The 19,221-nt window shown below is 69.9% G+C and carries 13 protein-coding genes; 7 read left to right on the top strand and 6 right to left on the bottom strand.

Annotated features, from left to right (window positions below; translation table 11 throughout):
• Positions 1 to 163: 163 nt before the first annotated feature.
• The 4 genes from rqcH to D8896_RS06945 are packed head-to-tail and all read left to right on the top strand — an operon-like array spanning position 164 to position 4,549.
• On the top strand, positions 164 to 2,269 hold the full coding sequence (gene rqcH / locus D8896_RS06960; protein ID WP_121821370.1) for a ribosome rescue protein RqcH: 2,106 nt from the start codon (positions 164 to 166) through the stop codon (positions 2,267 to 2,269).
• 37 nt (positions 2,270 to 2,306) lie between these two features.
• Positions 2,307 to 3,041 (top strand): DUF4013 domain-containing protein, encoded by a 735-nt coding sequence (locus tag D8896_RS06955; protein ID WP_121821369.1) that lies wholly within the window; start codon positions 2,307 to 2,309, stop codon positions 3,039 to 3,041.
• A gap of 39 nt (positions 3,042 to 3,080) precedes the next feature.
• Positions 3,081 to 4,166, top strand: a complete 1,086-nt coding sequence (locus D8896_RS06950; RefSeq protein WP_121821368.1) for an mRNA surveillance protein pelota — start codon at positions 3,081 to 3,083, stop codon at positions 4,164 to 4,166.
• A gap of 59 nt (positions 4,167 to 4,225) precedes the next feature.
• Positions 4,226 to 4,549 (top strand): hypothetical protein, encoded by a 324-nt coding sequence (locus tag D8896_RS06945; RefSeq protein ID WP_121821367.1) that lies wholly within the window; start codon positions 4,226 to 4,228, stop codon positions 4,547 to 4,549.
• 30 nt (positions 4,550 to 4,579) lie between these two features.
• On the opposite strand, the gene D8896_RS06940 is transcribed toward D8896_RS06945, so the two are convergent.
• The 4 genes from D8896_RS06940 to D8896_RS06925 all read right to left on the bottom strand — a co-directional run bounded on the left by D8896_RS06940 (position 4,580) and on the right by D8896_RS06925 (position 10,714).
• Positions 4,580 to 5,098 carry a GNAT family N-acetyltransferase gene (locus D8896_RS06940; RefSeq protein ID WP_121821366.1) on the bottom strand — a complete coding sequence of 173 codons (519 nt, stop codon included), beginning with the start codon at positions 5,096 to 5,098 and terminating at the stop codon, positions 4,580 to 4,582.
• Positions 5,099 to 5,259: 161 nt separating this feature from the next.
• Positions 5,260 to 6,027 (bottom strand): TrmB family transcriptional regulator, encoded by a 768-nt coding sequence (locus D8896_RS06935; RefSeq protein WP_121821365.1) that lies wholly within the window; start codon positions 6,025 to 6,027, stop codon positions 5,260 to 5,262.
• On the bottom strand, positions 6,028 to 9,831 hold the full coding sequence (locus tag D8896_RS06930; protein WP_240452004.1) for an MMPL family transporter: 3,804 nt from the start codon (positions 9,829 to 9,831) through the stop codon (positions 6,028 to 6,030). It lies immediately after the preceding gene.
• 142 nt (positions 9,832 to 9,973) lie between these two features.
• On the bottom strand, positions 9,974 to 10,714 hold the full coding sequence (locus tag D8896_RS06925) for an MBL fold metallo-hydrolase (protein WP_121821364.1): 741 nt from the start codon (positions 10,712 to 10,714) through the stop codon (positions 9,974 to 9,976).
• 105 nt (positions 10,715 to 10,819) lie between these two features.
• On the opposite strand from D8896_RS06925, the gene D8896_RS06920 reads away from it, so the two are divergent.
• On the top strand, positions 10,820 to 13,645 hold the full coding sequence (locus D8896_RS06920; RefSeq protein WP_121821666.1) for an ATP-dependent helicase: 2,826 nt from the start codon (positions 10,820 to 10,822) through the stop codon (positions 13,643 to 13,645).
• A 118-nt stretch (positions 13,646 to 13,763) separates the two neighbouring features.
• Positions 13,764 to 14,393, top strand: a complete 630-nt coding sequence (locus D8896_RS06915; RefSeq protein WP_121821363.1) for a beta-class carbonic anhydrase — start codon at positions 13,764 to 13,766, stop codon at positions 14,391 to 14,393.
• Here the strand turns inward: D8896_RS06915 and D8896_RS06910 are convergent, their stop codons facing one another.
• Complete coding sequence (locus D8896_RS06910; protein WP_121821362.1) at positions 14,394 to 15,617, bottom strand: lactate racemase domain-containing protein; 1,224 nt, start codon at positions 15,615 to 15,617, stop codon at positions 14,394 to 14,396.
• 93 nt (positions 15,618 to 15,710) lie between these two features.
• Here D8896_RS06910 and D8896_RS06905 point away from each other — a divergent pair, with 93 nt between their 5' ends.
• A complete protein-coding gene (locus D8896_RS06905) occupies positions 15,711 to 16,430 on the top strand; it encodes a YqjF family protein (protein WP_121821361.1) in 720 nt (239 codons plus the stop codon).
• A 27-nt stretch (positions 16,431 to 16,457) separates the two neighbouring features.
• Here D8896_RS06905 and D8896_RS06900 read toward each other — a convergent pair whose 3' ends face one another.
• Entirely contained in the window at positions 16,458 to 19,106 is a 2,649-nt protein-coding gene (locus D8896_RS06900) for an AAA domain-containing protein (protein ID WP_121821360.1), read from the bottom strand.
• Positions 19,107 to 19,221: the final 115 nt, after the last annotated feature.

Raw genomic sequence — 19,221 nt, 5'->3', positions numbered from 1 at the left:
ATATGTGTCAACAGTTAGAACCCCTCACGGAAAAAGATTATGTCAGATCGACATACCGGACAAAAAACCGCCAGGGGTCCCGGACCTCCGGGGCCTGCGATCGCCGTGGCTGTACGCATCGCGGAGCGACACGTCTTTGCCCCGGGGAACGGACCTGTGGCGTATGGACGCAAAGCGGGAGCTAACGAGCGTCGACCTCGCGGCGCTCGTCGGGGAACTCGGCGGATACGAGGGCGCGAAGGTCGACAAGGCCTACCTCTACGGCGACGACTTCCTGCGGCTCAAACTCCGGGACTTCGACCGCGGGCGCGTCGAACTGCTCGTGGAGGTCGGCGACGTGAAGCGCGCCTACGTCGCGGACCCCGACAACGTCCCCGACGCGCCGGGCCGGCCGCCGAACTTCGCGATGATGCTGCGGAACCGGCTCTCGGGCGCGGACTTCGCGGGCGTCGAGCAGTTCGAGTTCGACCGCATCCTCGAGTTCCACTTCGAGCGCGACGACGAGGACACGACGATCATCGCGGAGCTGTTCGGGCCGGGCAACGTCGCCGTGCTGGACCCGAACGACGAGGTGATCGACTCACTGGACACCGTGCGGCTCAAATCCCGCACCGTCGCGCCGGGGTCGCAGTACGAGTTCCCGGACTCGCGGGTGAACCCGCTCGACATGGATTACGACGGGTTCGTCGCGCTGATGGAAGAGTCCGACACCGACGTCGTGCGCACGCTGGCGACGCAGCACAACTTCGGCGGGCTGTACGCCGAGGAGGTCTGTACCCGGGCCGGCGTGGAGAAGACGACCGACATCGACGAGGCGACCGACGAGCAGTACGAGGCGCTGTTCGCCGCCGTCGAGCGCCTCCGCGAGGACCTCAAGAACGCCGATCTGGACCCGCGGATCTACGTCGAGGACGACCGCTACGTCGACGTGACGCCGTTCCCGCTCAGCGAGTACGAGGACATAGAGAGCGAGTCGTTCGACACGTTCAACGCCGCGCTCGACGAGTACTTCCACGAACTCGACCGCTCGGCGGACGACGACAGTCCGGAGGTCGACGAGTCGCCGGACTTCGACGCGGAGATAGAGAAGCACGAGCGGATCATCGAACAGCAGGAGCAGGCGATCGAGGGGTTCGAACAGCAGGCCCAGGAGGAACGGGAGCGGGCGGAACTGCTGTACGAGCGCTACGGGCTGGTCGACGACGTGCTGTCGACGGTACAGGAGGCCCGTGAACGCGACACGCCGTGGGACGAGATCGCGGCGCGCTTCGAGGAGGGGGCCGACCGGGGCATCGCGGCCGCCGAAGCGGTCGTCGGCGTCGACGGCGACGCCGGGACCGTGACGCTCCGCCTCGACGACACGGAGGTCGAACTCGACGCGAGCGAGGGCGTCGAGCACAACGCCGACCGGCTCTACACCGAGGCAAAGCGCATCGAGGAGAAGAAGGAGGGCGCGAAAGCGGCCATCGAGGACACTCGCGAGGACCTGGAGGCCGCCCGCGAACGAAAGCGGCAGTGGGAGGCTGACGACGGGCCCGACGAGGACGACGAGGACGACGAAGACGAGCCGAAGGACATCGACTGGCTCTCCCGGAGTTCGATCCCCGTCCGGCGCTCCGAGCAGTGGTTCGAGCGGTTCCGCTGGTTCCACACGAGCGACGGCTTCCTCGTCATCGGCGGGCGCGACGCCGACCAGAACGAGGAACTGGTCAAGAAGTACCTCGAACCGGGCGACCTGTTCTTCCACGCGCAGGCCCACGGCGGTCCGGTCACGGTGCTCAAGGCGACGGGACCGAGCGAGTCCGCGACGGACGTGGACATCCCCGACACAAGCAAGGAGCAGGCAGCGCAGTTCGCGGTCTCCTACTCCTCTGTGTGGAAGGACGGTCGGTTCGCCGGCGACGCGTACATGGTGACGCCGGATCAGGTGAGCAAGACGCCGGAAAGCGGCGAGTTCCTGGAGAAGGGCGGCTTCGCCATCCGTGGCGACCGCACGTACTTCCGGGACGTGCCGGCCGACGTGGCCGTCGGGATCACCTGCGAGCCGTCGACGCGGGTGGTCGGCGGACCGCTGGCCGCCGTCCGCGAGCAGGCCGAGACGTGGGTCGAGGTCGAACCCGGCCAGTTCGCACAGGGCGACGTGGGGAAGAAGCTGTACCGCGAGTTCCGGGAGCGGTTCGCGGACACGTCGTTCGTCCGCAAGGTCGCCAGCCCCGACCGCATCCAGCATTTCCTGCCGCCGGGCGGGTCCCGGATCAAGGAGTCGTGATGCCGATGACCCGGACCACGCAGGGGGTGGTCGACCGATGATGGCGGCGGACGCGCTGAAGTACCCGTTCAGCGGCGACCGTACAGCCGACACCTTCGCCGTCGGCGGGATCCTCGGGCTGGTCACGCTGTTGCTGCTGCGGTACGCCACCGGGTTGTTCCCGGCGTGGCCCGCGCTCGTCGTGGCCCTCCTCGCGCTCGTCCCGGCGACGGCGCTGCTCGGCTACCTGCTCCGGGCCGGCCGGTCGACCGTGAGCGGGACCGATCGGCCCCCGGGGTTCGACAACCCGCGGGAACTGCTGGCGCAAGGGGGACGCGCGTGGGTCGTCGCCCTCGTCTACCTCGGCGCGCCGCTGGCCGTCCTGCTGGTGACGGTGCAGGGGCTGACCGGCGCGGACATCGGGTCCGACCCCGACACCACCACGGGCGTCGTCGTGATCCTCGGGGCGACCGCGACGCTGTTGCTCGCGCTGACCGTGAGCTACGTGTTCCCGGCCGCCGTCCTCCGGCTGGCGGACGGCGGCGACCTCCGTGGCACGCTCGACCCGCGGTCGGTGTCCGCAGTGCTGTCCAGCGGCGCGTACTTCGCCGCCTTCGTCGGGGCGTTCGTCGCCGCGGTGCTCGCGTGGGGGCTCACCGTCGGCGCGGTGTGGAGCTACGACCTCAGCGGCGTCGTCTCGGTCTTCGCCGCCTTCTACCTCCATCTCGTCGCCGTGCGCTACGTCGGTCTCGCGTACGGCCGGGCGCTCGGCGGTGCGGGCGAGACAGGCTGAATGGCAGGGCACTTATCCCGGTAGCCCGGAGGCGAAACCATGAAGATACAGAGCCGGGAGCCGGCCGAGGAGGGCCGCGAGCGGATCACGCTCGTCCCGGAGAGCTTAGACGACCTCTGGCACCTGCAGTACGTCCTCGAACCCGGCGACCGCGTCTCCGGCGACACGACGCGGCGCATCCAGCGCGACGACGACAAGATGCGCGACACCGGCGGCGAGCGCGAACACATGTACGTCGGCATCGACGTGAACAGCGTCGAGTTCGCGAAGTTCGCCAACCGCCTCCGGGTGGGCGGCGAGATCGTCGACGCCTCCCGGGAGGACCAACTCGGCTTCCACCACACGCTGAACGTCGAGGAGCGCGACGAGATCACCGTCGAGAAGCGGTTCAAACCCGACCAGATCGAACGGCTGGAGGAAGCCGCCGCGGCGACCGACGCGCCGGACGTGGCGATCGCCACGGTCGAGGAGGGCGAGGCGCACGTCCACACCGTCGCGCAGTACGGCACCGACGAGTACGGCTCCTTCACCGGCACGACCGGGAAAGGCGAGTACGCTCGCTCCCGCGACGAGTTATTCGGCGAGGTGACGGCCGCCCTCCGTCGGCTCGACGTGGACGCGATCATCCTCGCCGGTCCGGGGTTTACCAAGCAGGACCTGCTCGACTTCGTCGAGGACGAGGCCCCCGACGTGGCCGAGAGGATCTCCACGGTCGACACGAGCGCGGTCGGCGACCGCGGCGTCCACGAGGTGCTGAAGCGCGGTGCCGTCGCGGACGTACAGGAGGAGACCCGCATCGCCGAGGAGGCCGAACTGATCGACGAGCTCACCCGCCGCATCGGCGAGGGGGCGAAAGCCGCCTACGGCCCGGAGCAGGTCGCGAAGGCGGCTGACTTCGGCGCGGTCGAGACGCTGCTGGTTCTGGACGAGCGCCTCCGGAAGGAGCGCGGCGCGGTGAGCGAGGACGAGGAGGGCCGCCAGTGGGACGTGGACGTCAACGAGATCGTCACCGACGTGGAGCAGCAGGGCGGCGACGTGACCGTCTTCTCCTCGGACTTCGCCCCGGGCGACCAGCTGGCCAACCTCGGCGGCATCGCGGCGCTGCTGCGCTACCGGCTGGAGTAGTCCCGAAGAATCGCTGTCGCTCCACCAGGCCGATATTCGCTCGCTCGTCCAGTCCGAACGTGAGCAGGCGTATCGAGCTGTCCGGGAGTGCGCTCGTCTACCTCTTCTACGCCGTCTCGGCACCCGTACTGGTGGCGATCATCGGCGTGCTGGTGTGGCCGCCGGATACTCCCGCGAACATCGCCCTGGCCGTGCTGATACTGTCGATACTGATCGCGGGGGTCGTCGGGTGGCGACGCCGGCGGGCCGGCAAGGACGCCGTGCATCTCGGAACGGACGAGGACATCGCGTACGACCCCATCGCGTACCCCGGCCAGGCGGCCAAACAGCGGTGGGAGCGAGCGGTCCGCCGCCTGCCCGACGGGGACGACGAGGAGGCCTGACGGCCACCTCACCGGGGTCAGGCAGTGGGCTCACTCGTCGACGCCGGCCACCATGTGGTACTGCGTCGTCTCGAAGCCGAGCTTTTCGTAGAACGCGATGGCGCGGTCGTTGTCCGCGTGCGGGTCGAGGCTGAACTCCTCACAGCCGGCATCCCGGGCCCACGCTCGCAGACGGTCGAACAGGTCGTTGGCTAACCCCGTCCCGCGATACGGCTCGCGAACGTAGATATCACAGATGTACAGCCGGTCGGGACGGTCGAAGACGCTCGGGGCCTCGTCCAGTTCGGCCGCAATGAACCCGGCGAACTCGGCGTCGACATCGGCGAGGGTGGCGGCGTCGGCGGAGCCATCGACGGCGATCCACTTTCTGTACCCCTCGGTGCCGACGCGGTCGATCCGGAACGGAACCTCCTCCATTACGAGGTCGACGTCGTCGGCGAGGGAGAACTGGTCGACGGTCGCTTCGAGTTCGCGGTTGTACGGCAGCCAGAGATCCTCGACGAACCGACGGACTGCGGCTTCTTCGGCTGGAAGCTCCACGAAGTCCATACTGCTCCGAACTCGTATCGAACACTTGTCGATGTCGAAGGAACGCCTCCCGGTCACCCGATACACCGTCGGATGCGGCACGTTCAGAATGCCGAGCGGGGGCCATGGCCGGCTGCCGGAGGGTGAGGTTCCAGGCGATGAGAGTCGGCCGAACCGCCGCGTCAGGCCTCGAACGGACCGAGGCTCGACCGCATGATCTGGACCAGCACCGACGCGAAGTTGGTTTCGCGGCTCCAGAACGCCGTCTCGCGGTTGATCCCGGGTATCGGCTCCTCGCCGAGCACGGAGATGAGCACGCCGTCGTCGTCGGTGTGGACGACACGCCCCGCGCTGGAATCGTGCCGGAACGCGGGCGGCGGCGCTGTCGCGACGATCCCCCCATGGTCGGCGAACCGGTCGCGGACGCCCTCGTCGGCGCTGATGACGGTCACCTGCTTCCCGGTATCCGCCGACTCGCGGAGAGCCGCCTCGATGTCGGGGCCGACCAGGTCGACGTGCGGTGCCCCGAACACCACGCTCTCGTCGGCTCCCTCGATCAGCTCCACGATCCGGTCCGTGACCCGGTCCTGTCCGCGGACGGTCCAGATGTCCTCCTGCTCCTCGTCGCCGTCGCTGTGCTGTTCGCGCACCGTCTCGACGTACTCGAACGCGCGGTCCTGCTCGCGCTCAAACCGCTCGCGGAGCGTCGAGCGCGCCGTCTCGATGCTGACGGGGCGGTAGCGCATCGGGTTGGACTGCTGGACCTCGACGAGGCCGCGGTCCTCCAGGCTCTCGGCGGCGCTGTACACCTGCGACCGCGGCACGTCGGCGATGCCGTCCACGTCGCTGGCGGTGCCGATCCCGAGCTTCTGGAGGGCGATGAACACCTTCGCCTCGTAGCCGGTCAGCCCGAGGCGCTCCAGCGACTCGACGGCCGCGCTCTCGTCCATTCAGTCCTCACCACCGTCGGCGCGGGACGGCGGTGCCTGCCGCTCCGATGCCGCGAGCCACCGCTCGTGGATCCGCTCCAGTTCCGCCTCCGTGAGGTCGCCGGCCGCCGCCAGTTCCGCAGCGCGGTTCACGTCGGCCGTGGTCGGTGCCGAGCGCTCGCGGACCCGTTCGAGGAACTCCGAAACGACCGGCAGCGCGTCGGCCTCGCCGGTCCGATGCGCGCCGTCGGCGGTCCGGAGTTCGCCGTCGAACGACAGGTCCTCGCCGGCCGTGGCGTCCGCGGGTGCGTCGGCCGTGTAGGCGACGTGGAGGTCGGTCGGGCCGTCGAGTTCCCAGGCGGCGTAGACGGTCCGGCCGACCTGCGTGACGCTCTCGGGCGACGGGTCGAGCGTCGTTATCTCCCCGCCGACGCCGGGCGCGTCCTCCACCAGCACGACGCGGCCCGAGACGCCGTCGACATCGACCGAGACGCTGAACTCGTCCCCGGGCGCGACCGTCTCGGGGTACACCGTTCGGGTCGCGGGCGACGGCTCGTCCGCGGCCTCGTCGGCCTCCGTTCCGGCGTCCTCGTCGTCGGCCATCGCGCCGCCAGCGGCCGCGGCCGGCGTCCCGTCCGGCGTGGGCGACCCGTCGTCCGCATCGGCGTCAGCACCGGTCGACGCCGTCAGCGGGTCGACCGTCTCGTCGGTCGCGACCACGGACTCGTCGTCGTCCGGGCTGCCGGCGAGCGGGTCGGGACCTTCGTCGTCGCTGTCGCCGCTGATGCCGTCGTCCTCGCTGTCGTCGTCACTGTCGTCACCGTCCTCGTCGTCGGGCGTCGCGTCGCCCGACTCGTCGAGCCCCGGCACGTCGTCCGGCGAGAGGTACTTCGTCCAGACGACGAGCAGGCTGGGCAGGACGACCACCGACGCGATGAACGCGTAGACGATGGTCAGCCCGGTGATGATCCCGAACTGCTGGAGCGCCGGGAAGATGGCGAGCGCGAGCACGCCGAAGCCGCCGACGGTCGTCGCCGCGCTGCCGAGCAGCGCGCCGCCGGTGCCCGTGACGCTCGTCCGCATCGCCTCCCACACGTCGCCACGGCGTTCGAGTTCGAGGTTGTACCGCTCGCTCAGGTGGATGCTGTAGGCGACCCCCAGCCCGACGGTGAGGCTGGTGATCATCCCCGTCAGGACGTTGAACGGCATTCCGATGAGGTACATCGTCCCGAGGATCCACGCCACCGACAGCGCGACCGGGAGCAGGGTCACCACCCCGAGCGTCGCGCTCCCCTCCGTGACCCGGTAGGCGACCATCAGGAACGCGAACACGGCGACGAGCGTGATGATCAGGCTGTCGATGACGGTCGTCAGGAGTTCGCCCTGCACGATCTCGTTGACGACCGGCGTCCCGGTCGCCGTCGCCGTCCACACGTCGCTGTCGCCGTCGTCGTCGACGGCCGCCGCGGCGTCACGCAGGCGCTCGGTGGTCTCGGCCGTCGAGAGACCACCCTTGACCGACACCTCGATCTGGAGGGCGCGGTACTCGCCGCCCTCGCGGTAGACGACGCTGGTGGCCTGGTCCGGCGTGACCTCGTACAGCGTGTCGTACACGGCGGTCAGGTTCCGGTCGGGGACCCCGTCGCCGTCCGTGTCGGTGTCGTTGACGACCGCCGCCATCGTCTCGTTGCGCGCGGCAACCTCCTGGATCACCGAGTTCGGACTGGTGACGGACGGCTCGCCGCTGGAGCCGACGTAGGCGACCTCGCTCTCGGCGACCCGGTCCTCGGCGCGCTGGACACGGTTCAGCGTGTCGGGGTTCGTCACGTTGCCCTCTATCAGTATCTGTCCCGTCTGGTCCTCGCGCTGGAAGTTGTCGTTGATGTACTCCAGGTTCTGCTTGACGCTGTACTCGCCCGGCTTGAACGGCTCGGGCAGGTCGTACATGTAGTCCGGGGGGTCGTCCGCGATGAAGTCCTCGTTCGAGAAGCTGGTGTCGACCTGCGTCGCGCCGTACGCGCCGGCGACGCTTATCGTCAGCGCGAGCACGATAACCACCAGTGGCGCGGCCTTCGCCGCCTTCGCGCCGACCGAGAGGACGGCGCTGAACCCGCCGCCACCGGTCCCGAAGGCGCGCTTCTTGCGGTCCAGCCCCCAGCCCTCGAGCAGGCTGTCTATCTCGACTTTCAGCGCCGGCACGAACGCGCCGAATACGAGCAGGGCGACCGCGATGCCGAAGGAGCTGACGATCCCGAAGTCCTGGATCGGCCCGAGCGGGCTGATGAGGTTCGACATGAACCCGATCACCGTCGTCGCCGTCACCCAGACGAGCGCGACGCCGACGCCGAGCAGCGCGGTCCGCATCGACCCGCGGACGGTCTCGTCGCCGTTCGTGCTGCGGTCCTGGCGCTGCTCGCGGTGCCGCATGAAGATGTGGATCGCGTAGTCGATAGAGAGCCCGATCAGCAACACGGGCACCGCGATCATGATCTGGTTGAACGTGATGTCGGCCCAGCCCATGAAGCCGAACGTCCAGATGAGGACGGTGAAGATGCCGACGAAGCCCAGCGCGATGTCGACGATGTCGCGGTAGGCGATCAGCAGCGTCAGCAATACGAACAGCAGGGCCAGCGGCCCGACGATGGCGAGGCTGTCGTTCATCGACTGCGAGGTCTCCTCGCTGATGACGCCGAAGCCGAAGACGACGTACTCCTCGCCGTTCTCGCTCGTGTCGGTGGCCTGGTCCTGGATGAGCAACTGCGACGAGGACACCCGGTCGGACACCGAGGCCGGGTTCGCCGTCCCCGACTCCGTCGACTGGAACACGATCATCATCCGCGCGCTGGCGTTCGTGCTACCGGGCTCGTAATCCGCCGACATGAAGCCGAGCGGTCCCCCGGAGCCGCCGTTCCCGCCGTCGCTCAGGAGGCTCTCGACGACCGTATCGACCTCGGACTCGTTCATCGCCTCGATGGCGACCGTCTGCTGTCGGAGCGGCGGGAGGTCGCCCGCCTGGATCCCGGCGCGTTGCTCCTCCAGGGCGGCGGCGCGCTCGGCGAGTTCGTCACCGCGGGCCTCGATCTCCGCGGACCGCTCCTGCAGCGCCGCGTACTGGTCGCTGAGGACGCTCTCGTTACCGGGGCCGGCGTAGGTCGCCAGCGCGTAGGCGGCCCGCCGGTCGGACTCGGTCTCGGCGCTTCGAAGCAGTTCGACCGCGCGCGAGAACGTTTCGCCGTCCTCGTCGGTCAACGTCACCGACGAGTTCTCGCGGACACCGTCGAAGGCGGCGTCGGCGGTCGTCTCACCGCGTGCCGCCGCCGTCGCCGCGTCTTGCAGGCGGGTGGAGGTCGCATTCAGCGCCGCCTGCCGCTCTTCCAGTGCGGTGATGTTCTCCTGCAAGCTCTCGTTTGCGGCCTGCAGGCTCCTGGCGTTGGCCCGGAGTAGCCCGAAGGATGCGACGTAGTTCTCGATGCCCACGATCGCGTTTTGCTCGGCGAGCGTCTCGTTTATCGACTCGTTGGCCCGGAGGGACTGCTGGAACCGCAGCGAGCGCACGAGCGACTCCCGCGAGAGGACGTTCCCGTCCTCGTTGCGGACGATAACCTGAACCGTCGTCGTGTTCTCCCGGCCGGCGGTGAAGTTCTGCTGGACGTAGGAGAGCTTCTCCTCCTCGACCGAGCCGGTGTCGAACTGGTCGGTGATCGACGAGGACTGCTGGACATCCACCGCCCCGGCACCGACCCCGGCGGTCAGCAGCAACATGACGACGATCACGATCCGCGAGTGGTCCGTGATCGCCGACGCGATCCGCCCGGTCGCGCTCACGCCGATTCCCTCCGTTTCAGGGCCGCATCCGTCCGTCGCACCATCGCTCGGATCACTGTTGTTATCTACCTACTAACAGCGGCGAGCCTTAAGGCTGCGGGATTCGGATCGGGGTCGACAGGGACCGAACCGAAGGTCGGGATCAGTCGATCCGGACGGTCGTCAGGTCGCTGGCGACGCGCACGTCGCCGTCGTAGGAGTCGCGGACGGAGTCGACCATCTCCTCCTCGCGCCCCTGCGTGTGGGGATAGAAGTGGGTGAGATAGACGCGGCCGACCGACGCCCCCGATGCACCGAGCGTCTCGCCCAGCTGGGTCGGCGTCGGGTGGTTCGCCACGTCCACGTCGTCCGGAAACGAGCAGTCGTGGACCAGCACCGCCGCGCCGTCGGCGAAGTTCGCCAGCCCCTCGAACGCCTCGGTGTCACCGCTGTAGACGAATTCGTCGCCGAAGCGGTAGGCGAGACAGGGCAACGAGTGGCGCGTCTCGTACGCCTCGACCGCGAACCCGGCCACCTCGAACTCGTAGGGGCCGACCTCACGGACCTGCAGGTCGACCCGGCCGTCGAGGTAGTCGTGGACGGAGAGCAGGTCGTCGACCAGCGCCTTCGTCCCGGCCGGGCCGACGACTTCCAGATGCTCCTCGCCCGCCAGCCAGCGCGCCTTCAGCAGGGACAGCAGGTCCGAGACGTGGTCCAGGTGGTGATGGGTGAGGAGGACCGACGACACCCCTTCGTAGCCGATCTCCGTCCGCGCGAGACGGTGGAGGACGCCGCTCCCGCAGTCGACCAGCAGCGTCCGGTCGTCGCGTTCGAGCAAAAGCCCGGTCTGGGCGCGCTCGCCCGTCGGCATCGCGCTCCCGGTGCCGAGAAACGTGACGTTCATACGCCCCCTTGCGGCGAGGTGGCCGAAAAGGGTTGGGTCGTCGGCCCGTTTCAGTTCCGCCCCGCTGTCCCAACCCTCTTGCCCGCGGCGGCCAAGGATCGACCGATGGACCCGACCGGGCCGACCGACGCGACGGGCCTGCCGTTCGACGCGGACGACGGGACGGAGCTCCCGTTCGACCCGACGGACGCCACGATAACCGACGCCGACGTGCTGGCGCGGCTCGACCCCGTCGTTCGGCAGTGGTGGGTCGAGGAGTTCGGGGCGTTCGTCCCCGAGAACGACGGCTTCTTCACGCCGCCCCAGGAGGGGGCGATCCCGCTCGTCGACGAGGGGCGGAACGCGCTCGTCGCGGCCCCGACGGGGAGCGGGAAGACGCTCGCCTCCTTCACCGCGATCATCGACGACCTGTACCGGCGGGCGCGCGACGGGACGGCTGGCGACGACTCCGCGGCGGACCCCGATGACGGTGACGGCGGGCTGGAGAACTCGGTGTACTGCCTCTACGTCTCGCCGCTGAAGTCCCTCGCCAACGACATCCACCGCAATCTGGAGGTGCCCCTGGAGGGCATCACGGACGTCGCGGAGCGCCGCGGCGAGGACGCCGGCGAGATCCGCCACGCGATCCGCCACGGGGACACGAGCGACGCCGACCGCCAGCGGATGCTGGAGGAGACGCCGCACATCCTCAACACGACGCCGGAGACGCTCGCGATCCTGCTCAACTCCCCGAAGTTCCGCGAGAAGCTCCGGACCGTCGAGTACGTGATCGTCGACGAGATCCACTCGATCGCCGCCGGGAAGCGCGGCACGCATCTCTCGGTCAGCCTGGAGCGCCTCGAAGCGCTCGCCGACGGGTCGCCGACCCGGATCGGCTGCTCGGCGACGATCGAACCGCTCGACGACGTGGCGGAGTTCCTCGTCGGGCGCGACGACCCCGGCGGCGACGCCCGCGACTGCGAGATCGTCGACGCGCGCTTCGCCCGCGAGTTCGACATCGAACTGCACTGTCCGACCGACGACCTGATCAACACACCCCGGGAGGTGGTACAGGGACGGTTCTACGACGAACTCCACGACCTGATCGCCGACCACACGAACACGCTCGTGTTCACGAACACGCGCTCGGGGGCCGAGCGAGTCCTCCAGACCCTCCGCGAGCGGTTCGACGCGTACGACGAGGACAACTCCGGCTGTCACCACGGCAGCCTCTCGAAGGAGGCCCGGCAGGCGGTCGAGACGGACCTCAAGGACGGCACGCTCGACGTGGTCACGTCCTCGACGAGCCTCGAACTCGGCATCGACATGCCCCACGTCGACCTCGTCGTGCAGGTCGGGTCGCCGAAAAGCGTCGCCGCCCTGCTCCAGCGCGTCGGCCGCGCCGGCCACCGCGTCGGCCAGACCGTCACCGGCCGGGTGATCGCGCTCGACCGCGACGAACTCGTCGAGTGTGCGGTGATGCTCAAGAAGGCCGAGGAGGGGTTCGTCGACAGCGTGTCGATCCCGGAGAACGCCCACGACGTGGCCGCCCAGCACGTCTACGGCATGGCGATCGCCGAGATCCGGCCGGAGGCGGAGGTCCGCGGGATCCTCACCCGGGCCTACCCCTACCGGAACTACGGCGACGACGACTGGGAGCGGCTCTGTCGCTACCTCACCGCCGACTACGAGGGGCTGGAGGAGCAGAACGTGTACGCGAAGGTGTGGCGCGACGAAAACGACCCGCCCGGCGGCGAGCACCACTACGAGGAGTTCCCGGTGGGCGAGCCGCTGATGGGCAAGCGCGGCCGGCTGGCGCGGGTGATCTACATGACCAACATCGGCACGATCCCGGACTCCTTCACCTGCGACGTGTTCACCCGGGCCGACAACGAGTGGGTCGGCAATCTGGACGAGAACTACCTCGACACGCTGGAGGGGGGCGACGTGTTCGTGCTCGGGGGCCGGAACTTCGAGTTCCGCTACCGCCGCGGCTCGAAGGTGTACGTCGACCCGACGAGCGCCCGCCCGACGGTGCCCTCGTGGTTCTCCGAGCGCCTCCCGCTGTCGTACGACCTCGGCCGCGAGATACTGGCCTTCCAGGGCGAACTGCTCGATCGGCTGGCGTCGGGCGGCCCGCCGGCGGCCCGGCGCTGGCTCCGCGAGTTCCCGCTGGACGACGACAGCGTGCGGGCGGTCACGCGGATGTTCGACCAGCAGGTCCGCTACGCCGGGGCCGAGAGCGTGGCCACCGACGAGCGGATCGCGATCGAGGTGGAGAAGGACCGCGACGAGTACGAGCGCCGGTACTACGTCCACTCCGGCTACGGCCGGCGGTTCAACGACGGGCTCTCGCGCCTGCTGGCGTACCGCTGCGCCCAGGAGACCAACGCCAACGTCTCCGTGGCGGTCGCGGACCACGGCTTCTCGCTCTCGATGCCGCTGAACCGCAAGGTCGACGTGGTGGGGATCCTGCGCGACCTCGACGCCGACGAGGTGCGCCCGCTGCTGCGGGAGAGCATCGACGGCACCGAACTGCTCCAGCGCTACTTCCGGATCAACGCGACGCGCTCGCTGATGATCCTGAAGCGGTACAAGGGGTACGAGAAGTCGGCGAAGGAACAGCAGGTGTCCAGCGAGATGCTGCTCGGCTTCGCCGAGGACCTGGAGGACTTCGCGGTGATCGAGGAGACGTACCGCGAGATCCTCTCTGACAAGCTGAACGTCGACGCCATCGAGGCGGTCGTCGGCGCGGTCGGCGACGGCGAAATCGCGGTGACGAGCCGGACCGTCGCGTCGCCGACGCCCCGCGCGTTCGGCCTGGCGACGCTGATGGCCAGCGACGTGGTGCTGGCCGAGGACGAGAGCGCCGCGCTCCGGGCGTTCCACGACCGCGTCGTTGAAGCCATCGGCGACGACGCCGGGGCGGGCGCGCTGGCCGGCGAGGACTGACTGCGGATCCGCAGCCGAGATCCCACGATACCGGCACGATCGACAGCTATCCTGGAGTCCGGGCCAGGCTTACCGGGTGGTCCCGCCTTTTCGTCGCTGGGTCCCCTACAACGGTTGCATGGCACACCACACCCACGGAGACGACGACCACGACGACCACGAGGGACCGGTCCACGAGCGCGTGGACGCCGACGTCGACGCGCTGGACGACTGGGCGCGACGGCGACGCAAGGGGATCCCGACCGACGAGAACCTGCTCGTCGTCGCGTGCATGGACGAGCGCATTCCCGTCGAGGACGTGCTGGGTCTCGAACTCGGCGACGCCCAGATCTACCGCAACGCCGGCGGGAAGGTGACCGACGACGTGATCCGCTCGGCCGCGCTGACGACGAACTTCTTCGACACCGACGAGATCATCGTCGTCAACCACACGGACTGCGGGATGATGAGCGCCTCCGACGAGGCCGTGACCGAGGGGCTGGAAGCGCAGGCCGGCGACCTGGACGACGCGGACCTCGACCCGAGCCTGCCCGAACTGAACGTCGGCGACGCGAGCGTCGCGGACTGGGTGAAGATGACCGACGACATCGACGAGGCCTGCGCCGCGCAGGTCGAGTACCTCCGCGAGTCCGACCTGATCCCCGACGACGTGACCGTCACGGGCTACGTGTACGAGGTCGAGAGCGGCCACCTCCGGCGGCCCGGCGAACGGGTCGGCGAGGGGATCAGCCAACGCGTCAGCGAGTAGTCAGGGCCGCACCAGCAGCGTGTTCAGCGCGTCCGGGACGACGAGCACGTCGCTCCCCGGGTCGACCGCGTCGGCCACGCCCTCCCGGGCGTGCATCAGGCACTCCTCGACGACCGCGGGCGACTCGCTGTTGGTCACGTACACGTCGTGGTCCCGGAGGACGCGGGCCACGACGAACGCGCGCTGCGCGCCGGGGTCATACCCCTCGCGCATCGCGTCGTACAGTTCGGCGGCGCCCGACGCCCCCAAGAGACGGTCGTAGAAGCGCCGCTCGCCGGTTCCCTGCCCCGCCCCCTCGGGCAGTTCGGCGGGCACGACGATCCGGCCGCCATCGCGGAGCGGGTTCCGGTCGCCGAGCGCCACGTACGTCGCGGCGCGGGTCGCCTGGTAGAGGTTCGCGTCCTTCGGCGCGCCGACGCCGGCGACGACGGCATCGTACTCGTCGGCAACTGGCACGGACAGCGCCGCCCGCGCCGTCGCCGCCAGATCCCGGACGACGGCGCGGTGGTCGCCCGCGGCGGCGTCGAGGATCCCGCTCGGCCCGTGCGTGACGTTCAGGGAGAAGTCGACGCCGGCCACGTCGCCCGCCCGGTCCAGTGTCTCGCGGAACGGGTTCCCGTCGACGCGGCCCAGTCGGACGCCGTCGCGGGCGAGCATGTCGGGGCCGTGCGTGTGCCGGATGAGCGGCTCGCCGCCCGCGCCGATCACGACGGTTTTCGCGCCGCCCGAGAAGCCGGCGTACTGGTGCGGTTCGACCATCCCCGTCGAGACGACGCGGTCGGCGTCGGCGACCGCCGGGTGGAGTTCGACCGGGCAGCCGTCGACCCGGCCCACCTCGACGGCGGCGTCGGCGTCGTGGTTGACCGCGAGGTCCGCGTGCTCGCCCAGCGCCGCGCGGATCTCGCCGTCGTCCATCGGGCGGTGGAGACCGAGACCGATCACGACGGTCACGTCCGTCCGGTCGACGCCGCCGTCCCGCAGTTCGTCGAGAAGCACGTCCAGCAGTGCGTCGTCCGGCGTGGCGCGGGTCACGTCCGTCACGACCACCGCCACGTCGTCGCCGGGGGCGACGCGCTCGGCCAGCGACGGGCCGTGTGGATCGGCCACGGCACGCTCGGCGGCCGCGTGGGGGTCGACCGCCTCGCCGCCGGGCGGGTCGGCGACGGTCACATCGCAGTCCGGGAACGACGCCTCGACCGTGCCAGTCCCGAGCGGGAGTTCCATGGCGCGCCGTTGGCGGGACCGAGTGAAAAGTCCCCGGGCGGTCGGACGACCGCCGGGCGACAGGTCGAAGGTCGCGGACCCCCTGGGATCCGTATGGCTTCGCTCGGTTCCATGCAGTGGCGGGACCTGCTGTTCGCCCACTATCCGGTCGCGCCCGACTGGCTCCGGCCGCACCTGCCGGACGCCGCGACGCTCGACACGTACGACGGGCAGGCGTGGCTCGGCGTCGTCGCGCTGACGATGACCGACGTGCGCCCCTCGTTCGCGCCGTTCGGGCGGACGTTCCCGCAGGTGAACCTCCGGACGTACGTCACGATAGACGGCGACCCCGGCGTCTACTTCCTCAGCATGGACGCCGACGAGCGACTCGGGGTCACCGCCGCCCGGCGGACGCTCGGCGTGCCGTACTACCTCGCGGACGCGTCGGTCCGGCGACGCGGTGCCGAGGTCACGTTCGAGAGCGAGCGCGTGCAGGCCGGCGAACCCGACGCCCGCTTCCGCGCGACGTACGAGCCCGACGGCCCGCTCGAACCGGTCGAAGACGGCTCGTTCGGGTCGTACGCGGTCGACCGCTATCGGCTCTACCTCCCCGGCAGGGGCGGCATCTACACGGCCGTCCTCGACCACGACCCGTGGCGGCTGCGGACCGCAGTTGCCGATATCGGGGAGAACACGCTGTTCTCGGCAGCGGGCGTCGGCCGGCCGTCGGCGGCCCCGCAGCTTCACGTCGCGCCCGCATACGACGCGACGATCGGTGACCCGGACCGGATCCCCGCGAACGTCGAGCCGGTGGACGAGCCGTTTCGGATCTGACCGTCGCGACGCTGTGGACGTGGACGATCAGGCTTGCGCCCACTCGACCATCCGTCGGTAGGTGTCGTCGGTCGCCAGCGCGTCGGCGTCGCCGACCAGCACGAGCGAGCGCTTCGCCCGCGTCAGCGCCACGTTCACCCGGCGGTAGTCCTCGAAGATCGGGCTGTCGAGGTCGCCGCTGGCGACGAAGGAGACGACGATGACCTCCTTCGCGGAGCCCTGGAAGCGGTCGACCGTGTCGACAGTCACCGAGTCGCCGACCCGGCGAGATACCTCGGCGACCTGCGCGCGGAACGGCGCGATGACGCCCACGTCCGACGGGTCAACGCCAGCGTCGACGAACGACTCGACCGTCTCGGCGACGCGCTCGGCCTCGACGGCGTCGGTGTGGGCCGACGCGTCGCCCGGCACGTCCAGCATGGTCACGGGGTCGCGCAGGTGGGCCGGGAGCGCGTCCACGTCGACGCCAGCCAGATCCGCGAGGCGCTGCCCCGCCACCTCGCCATTCGCGGGGCGGAGCGCGCCGTCGTAGAACTCCCGGGAGGCGTACGCCTGGATGCGCTGGGCCATCCGGTACTGGCGGTCGAGCAGGACGCCCGCCTCGGGGCTGGCGTCGATGAGGCGCTCGAACAGCGACTCCGTGAGGTCGTTTTCGGCTCTGACCACGGGCGGCAACTGCTCGTGGTCGCCGACGAGCACGAACCGGTCGGCGAGGTTGATCGCCGCCAGCGTCTCTGGCTCGGTGAGCTGTGCGGCCTCGTCGACGACCGCCACGTCGAACGACTGCTCGCGCATGACCCGCGAGCCGCAGGTGGCCGTCGTCGCCGCCACGAGCGGCGCGTCGCGGAGTTCCCGGACGCGCTCGCCGGGGTCGCCGCGCTCCGCTAAGCGCACGTCCTGCATGTCCTCGCGGACGCCGGACTCGGTGCCGACGCGGAGGACGTCCTCCGTTCCCTGATCCCGCACTGCCTCCAGCGCGTTGTCCACGGCGCGGTTCGTGAACGCCGACAGCAGGACGCGGTCGCCGCGCTCGACCAGTTCCCGGACGGTCCGGGCGATGGTGTACGTCTTCCCGGTGCCGGGCGGGCCGTGGACCAGCGCGAAGTCCTCGGCGGCGACGGACTTCCGGACCGCCTCGTCCTGCGCCTCGTTGTTGTCGACGAACGTCCCGTCCACGTCGCGGAACTCGGGATCGACGCGGCCGAAGAGCACGTCCTTCCGTCGCTCGTCGCCCTTCAGCAGGCCGTCGTGCAGCGCGGTGAGCATCCGGTCGGCGGACAGTTCGGAGGGGTACACGTCCAGCCGCCGGAGGTCGACCGGCTCGTCGGCCGTGACGACGACGTCCTCGTCCAGCCGCTCGACCCGGGCGAGTTCGGCGTGGCCCGAGACGGGGTCGCCGTCGCTGGCGAGCACCACGTCGCCCTCGCGGATCTTCGACACCGCGTCGTCGGTCCGCTCGGCGCGCAGCTCCCACCGCCCGCCATCCAGTTGCCGGCGGTCGGTCGGCTCCAGCCCGATGAGCGCCCGGTCGTCGTCGGCGCGCTCGGCGGCGCTCTGCTCCCACAGCTTCGCGTACTCGCGGTGGGTCTCGCGGCGCTCGTCCTCGATGGCGCGGTAGAAGCGGTCGAAGTACGCCTGCTCTTCGTCGGGGATCGCCCGGCCGATCTGCCCGGCTTTGGACTCTTGGTCGAGCCGGCCCGAGACGACCTGACAGGTGTCCTGCTCGAAGCAGTACTCGCAGGTCGCGTCGGCCTCGTAGCCGGTCGGGACGCTCGCGTCGTGTTCCATCGCCGCGATCTCGTTGCGCGTCCGGACGACGAACTTCAGCAGGCCGTCGCCGACCGAGAACTCCTTGGCCGGCGAGAGGTCGCCCGTCGCCTCTCCGCGGTCCAGCGCGGAGTTCTTGGTGTACAGCAGCGTCCCGGTGTCGACGGGCACGCCGCGCTCCTGCAGGACAAGCGCGTAGCAGGCCGCCTGTATCTTGTCGTGGAAGCGCGGCTCGCGCTTCGTGTTCTTCCCGGTCTTCAGTTCGACCGGCATCCCGCGCCGGATCGCGTCGGCCCGGCCCTTGATGCCGAACGTCTCGCTGATCAGCGTCTGCTCGCTGCGCCACTGGTCCCCATCGGTGAGCACGCCCTGGTTCAGCCAGCCCTCGATGGCCGCCGCGTTCTGCCGCACCTCGTCCGCGACTTCCTCGCGCGTCCGCCCGAGCAGGCCGAGTTCGAGGCCGGCCTCCTCGACGCGGTCCGCGATGGACTCCTCGATGTCGCGGCCCCGCAGGAGGTCGCCGAACACCTCGTGGACGATGGTCCCCTTCACTACGGGGTAGGCCAGTGGGACGCCCGAGAGCTTGTTCAGGTAGTACATCCGCGGGCACTGCACCCACGAGCGCACGTCGGTCACGTCGACGAGGAAGTCCGGTTCGAGGACGACGTAGGAATCGCCGGTCGTGGCGTAGCCGCCGTCGTAGTCGTCCGCCTCGGCGTCCGTGACGAGTAGCTCCATTCCCGGCTCCACGAGGTCGGCCGTCTCCGTCCACTTCCCCCACAGCGTCACCGGCACGGGGTCGGCCCCCTCCGCGAGCCGGACGGGCACCTCCGCCAGTTCGCTCTCGCCGTACTGCGTCGAGACGGTCCGGACCTCGGCCGCACCCGCCGCGGTTCCCCGAATTTTCACTATCCCGTCACAGGTCGCCCGGCCTCAAAAGCGCTACTCTCCGGGCGCGCGTCCGGCAGGCCCCGAAGCGGCGGTCCGGATCGCCACGACCGACACGTTCATTCCGATAGATTCG

The organism is Halostella salina (assembly GCF_003675855.1).
In the GTDB taxonomy this organism is placed as follows: Archaea; Halobacteriota; Halobacteria; order Halobacteriales; family Natronoarchaeaceae; genus Halostella; species Halostella salina.
This window is presented reverse-complemented; position numbering and strand designations above follow the sequence as displayed.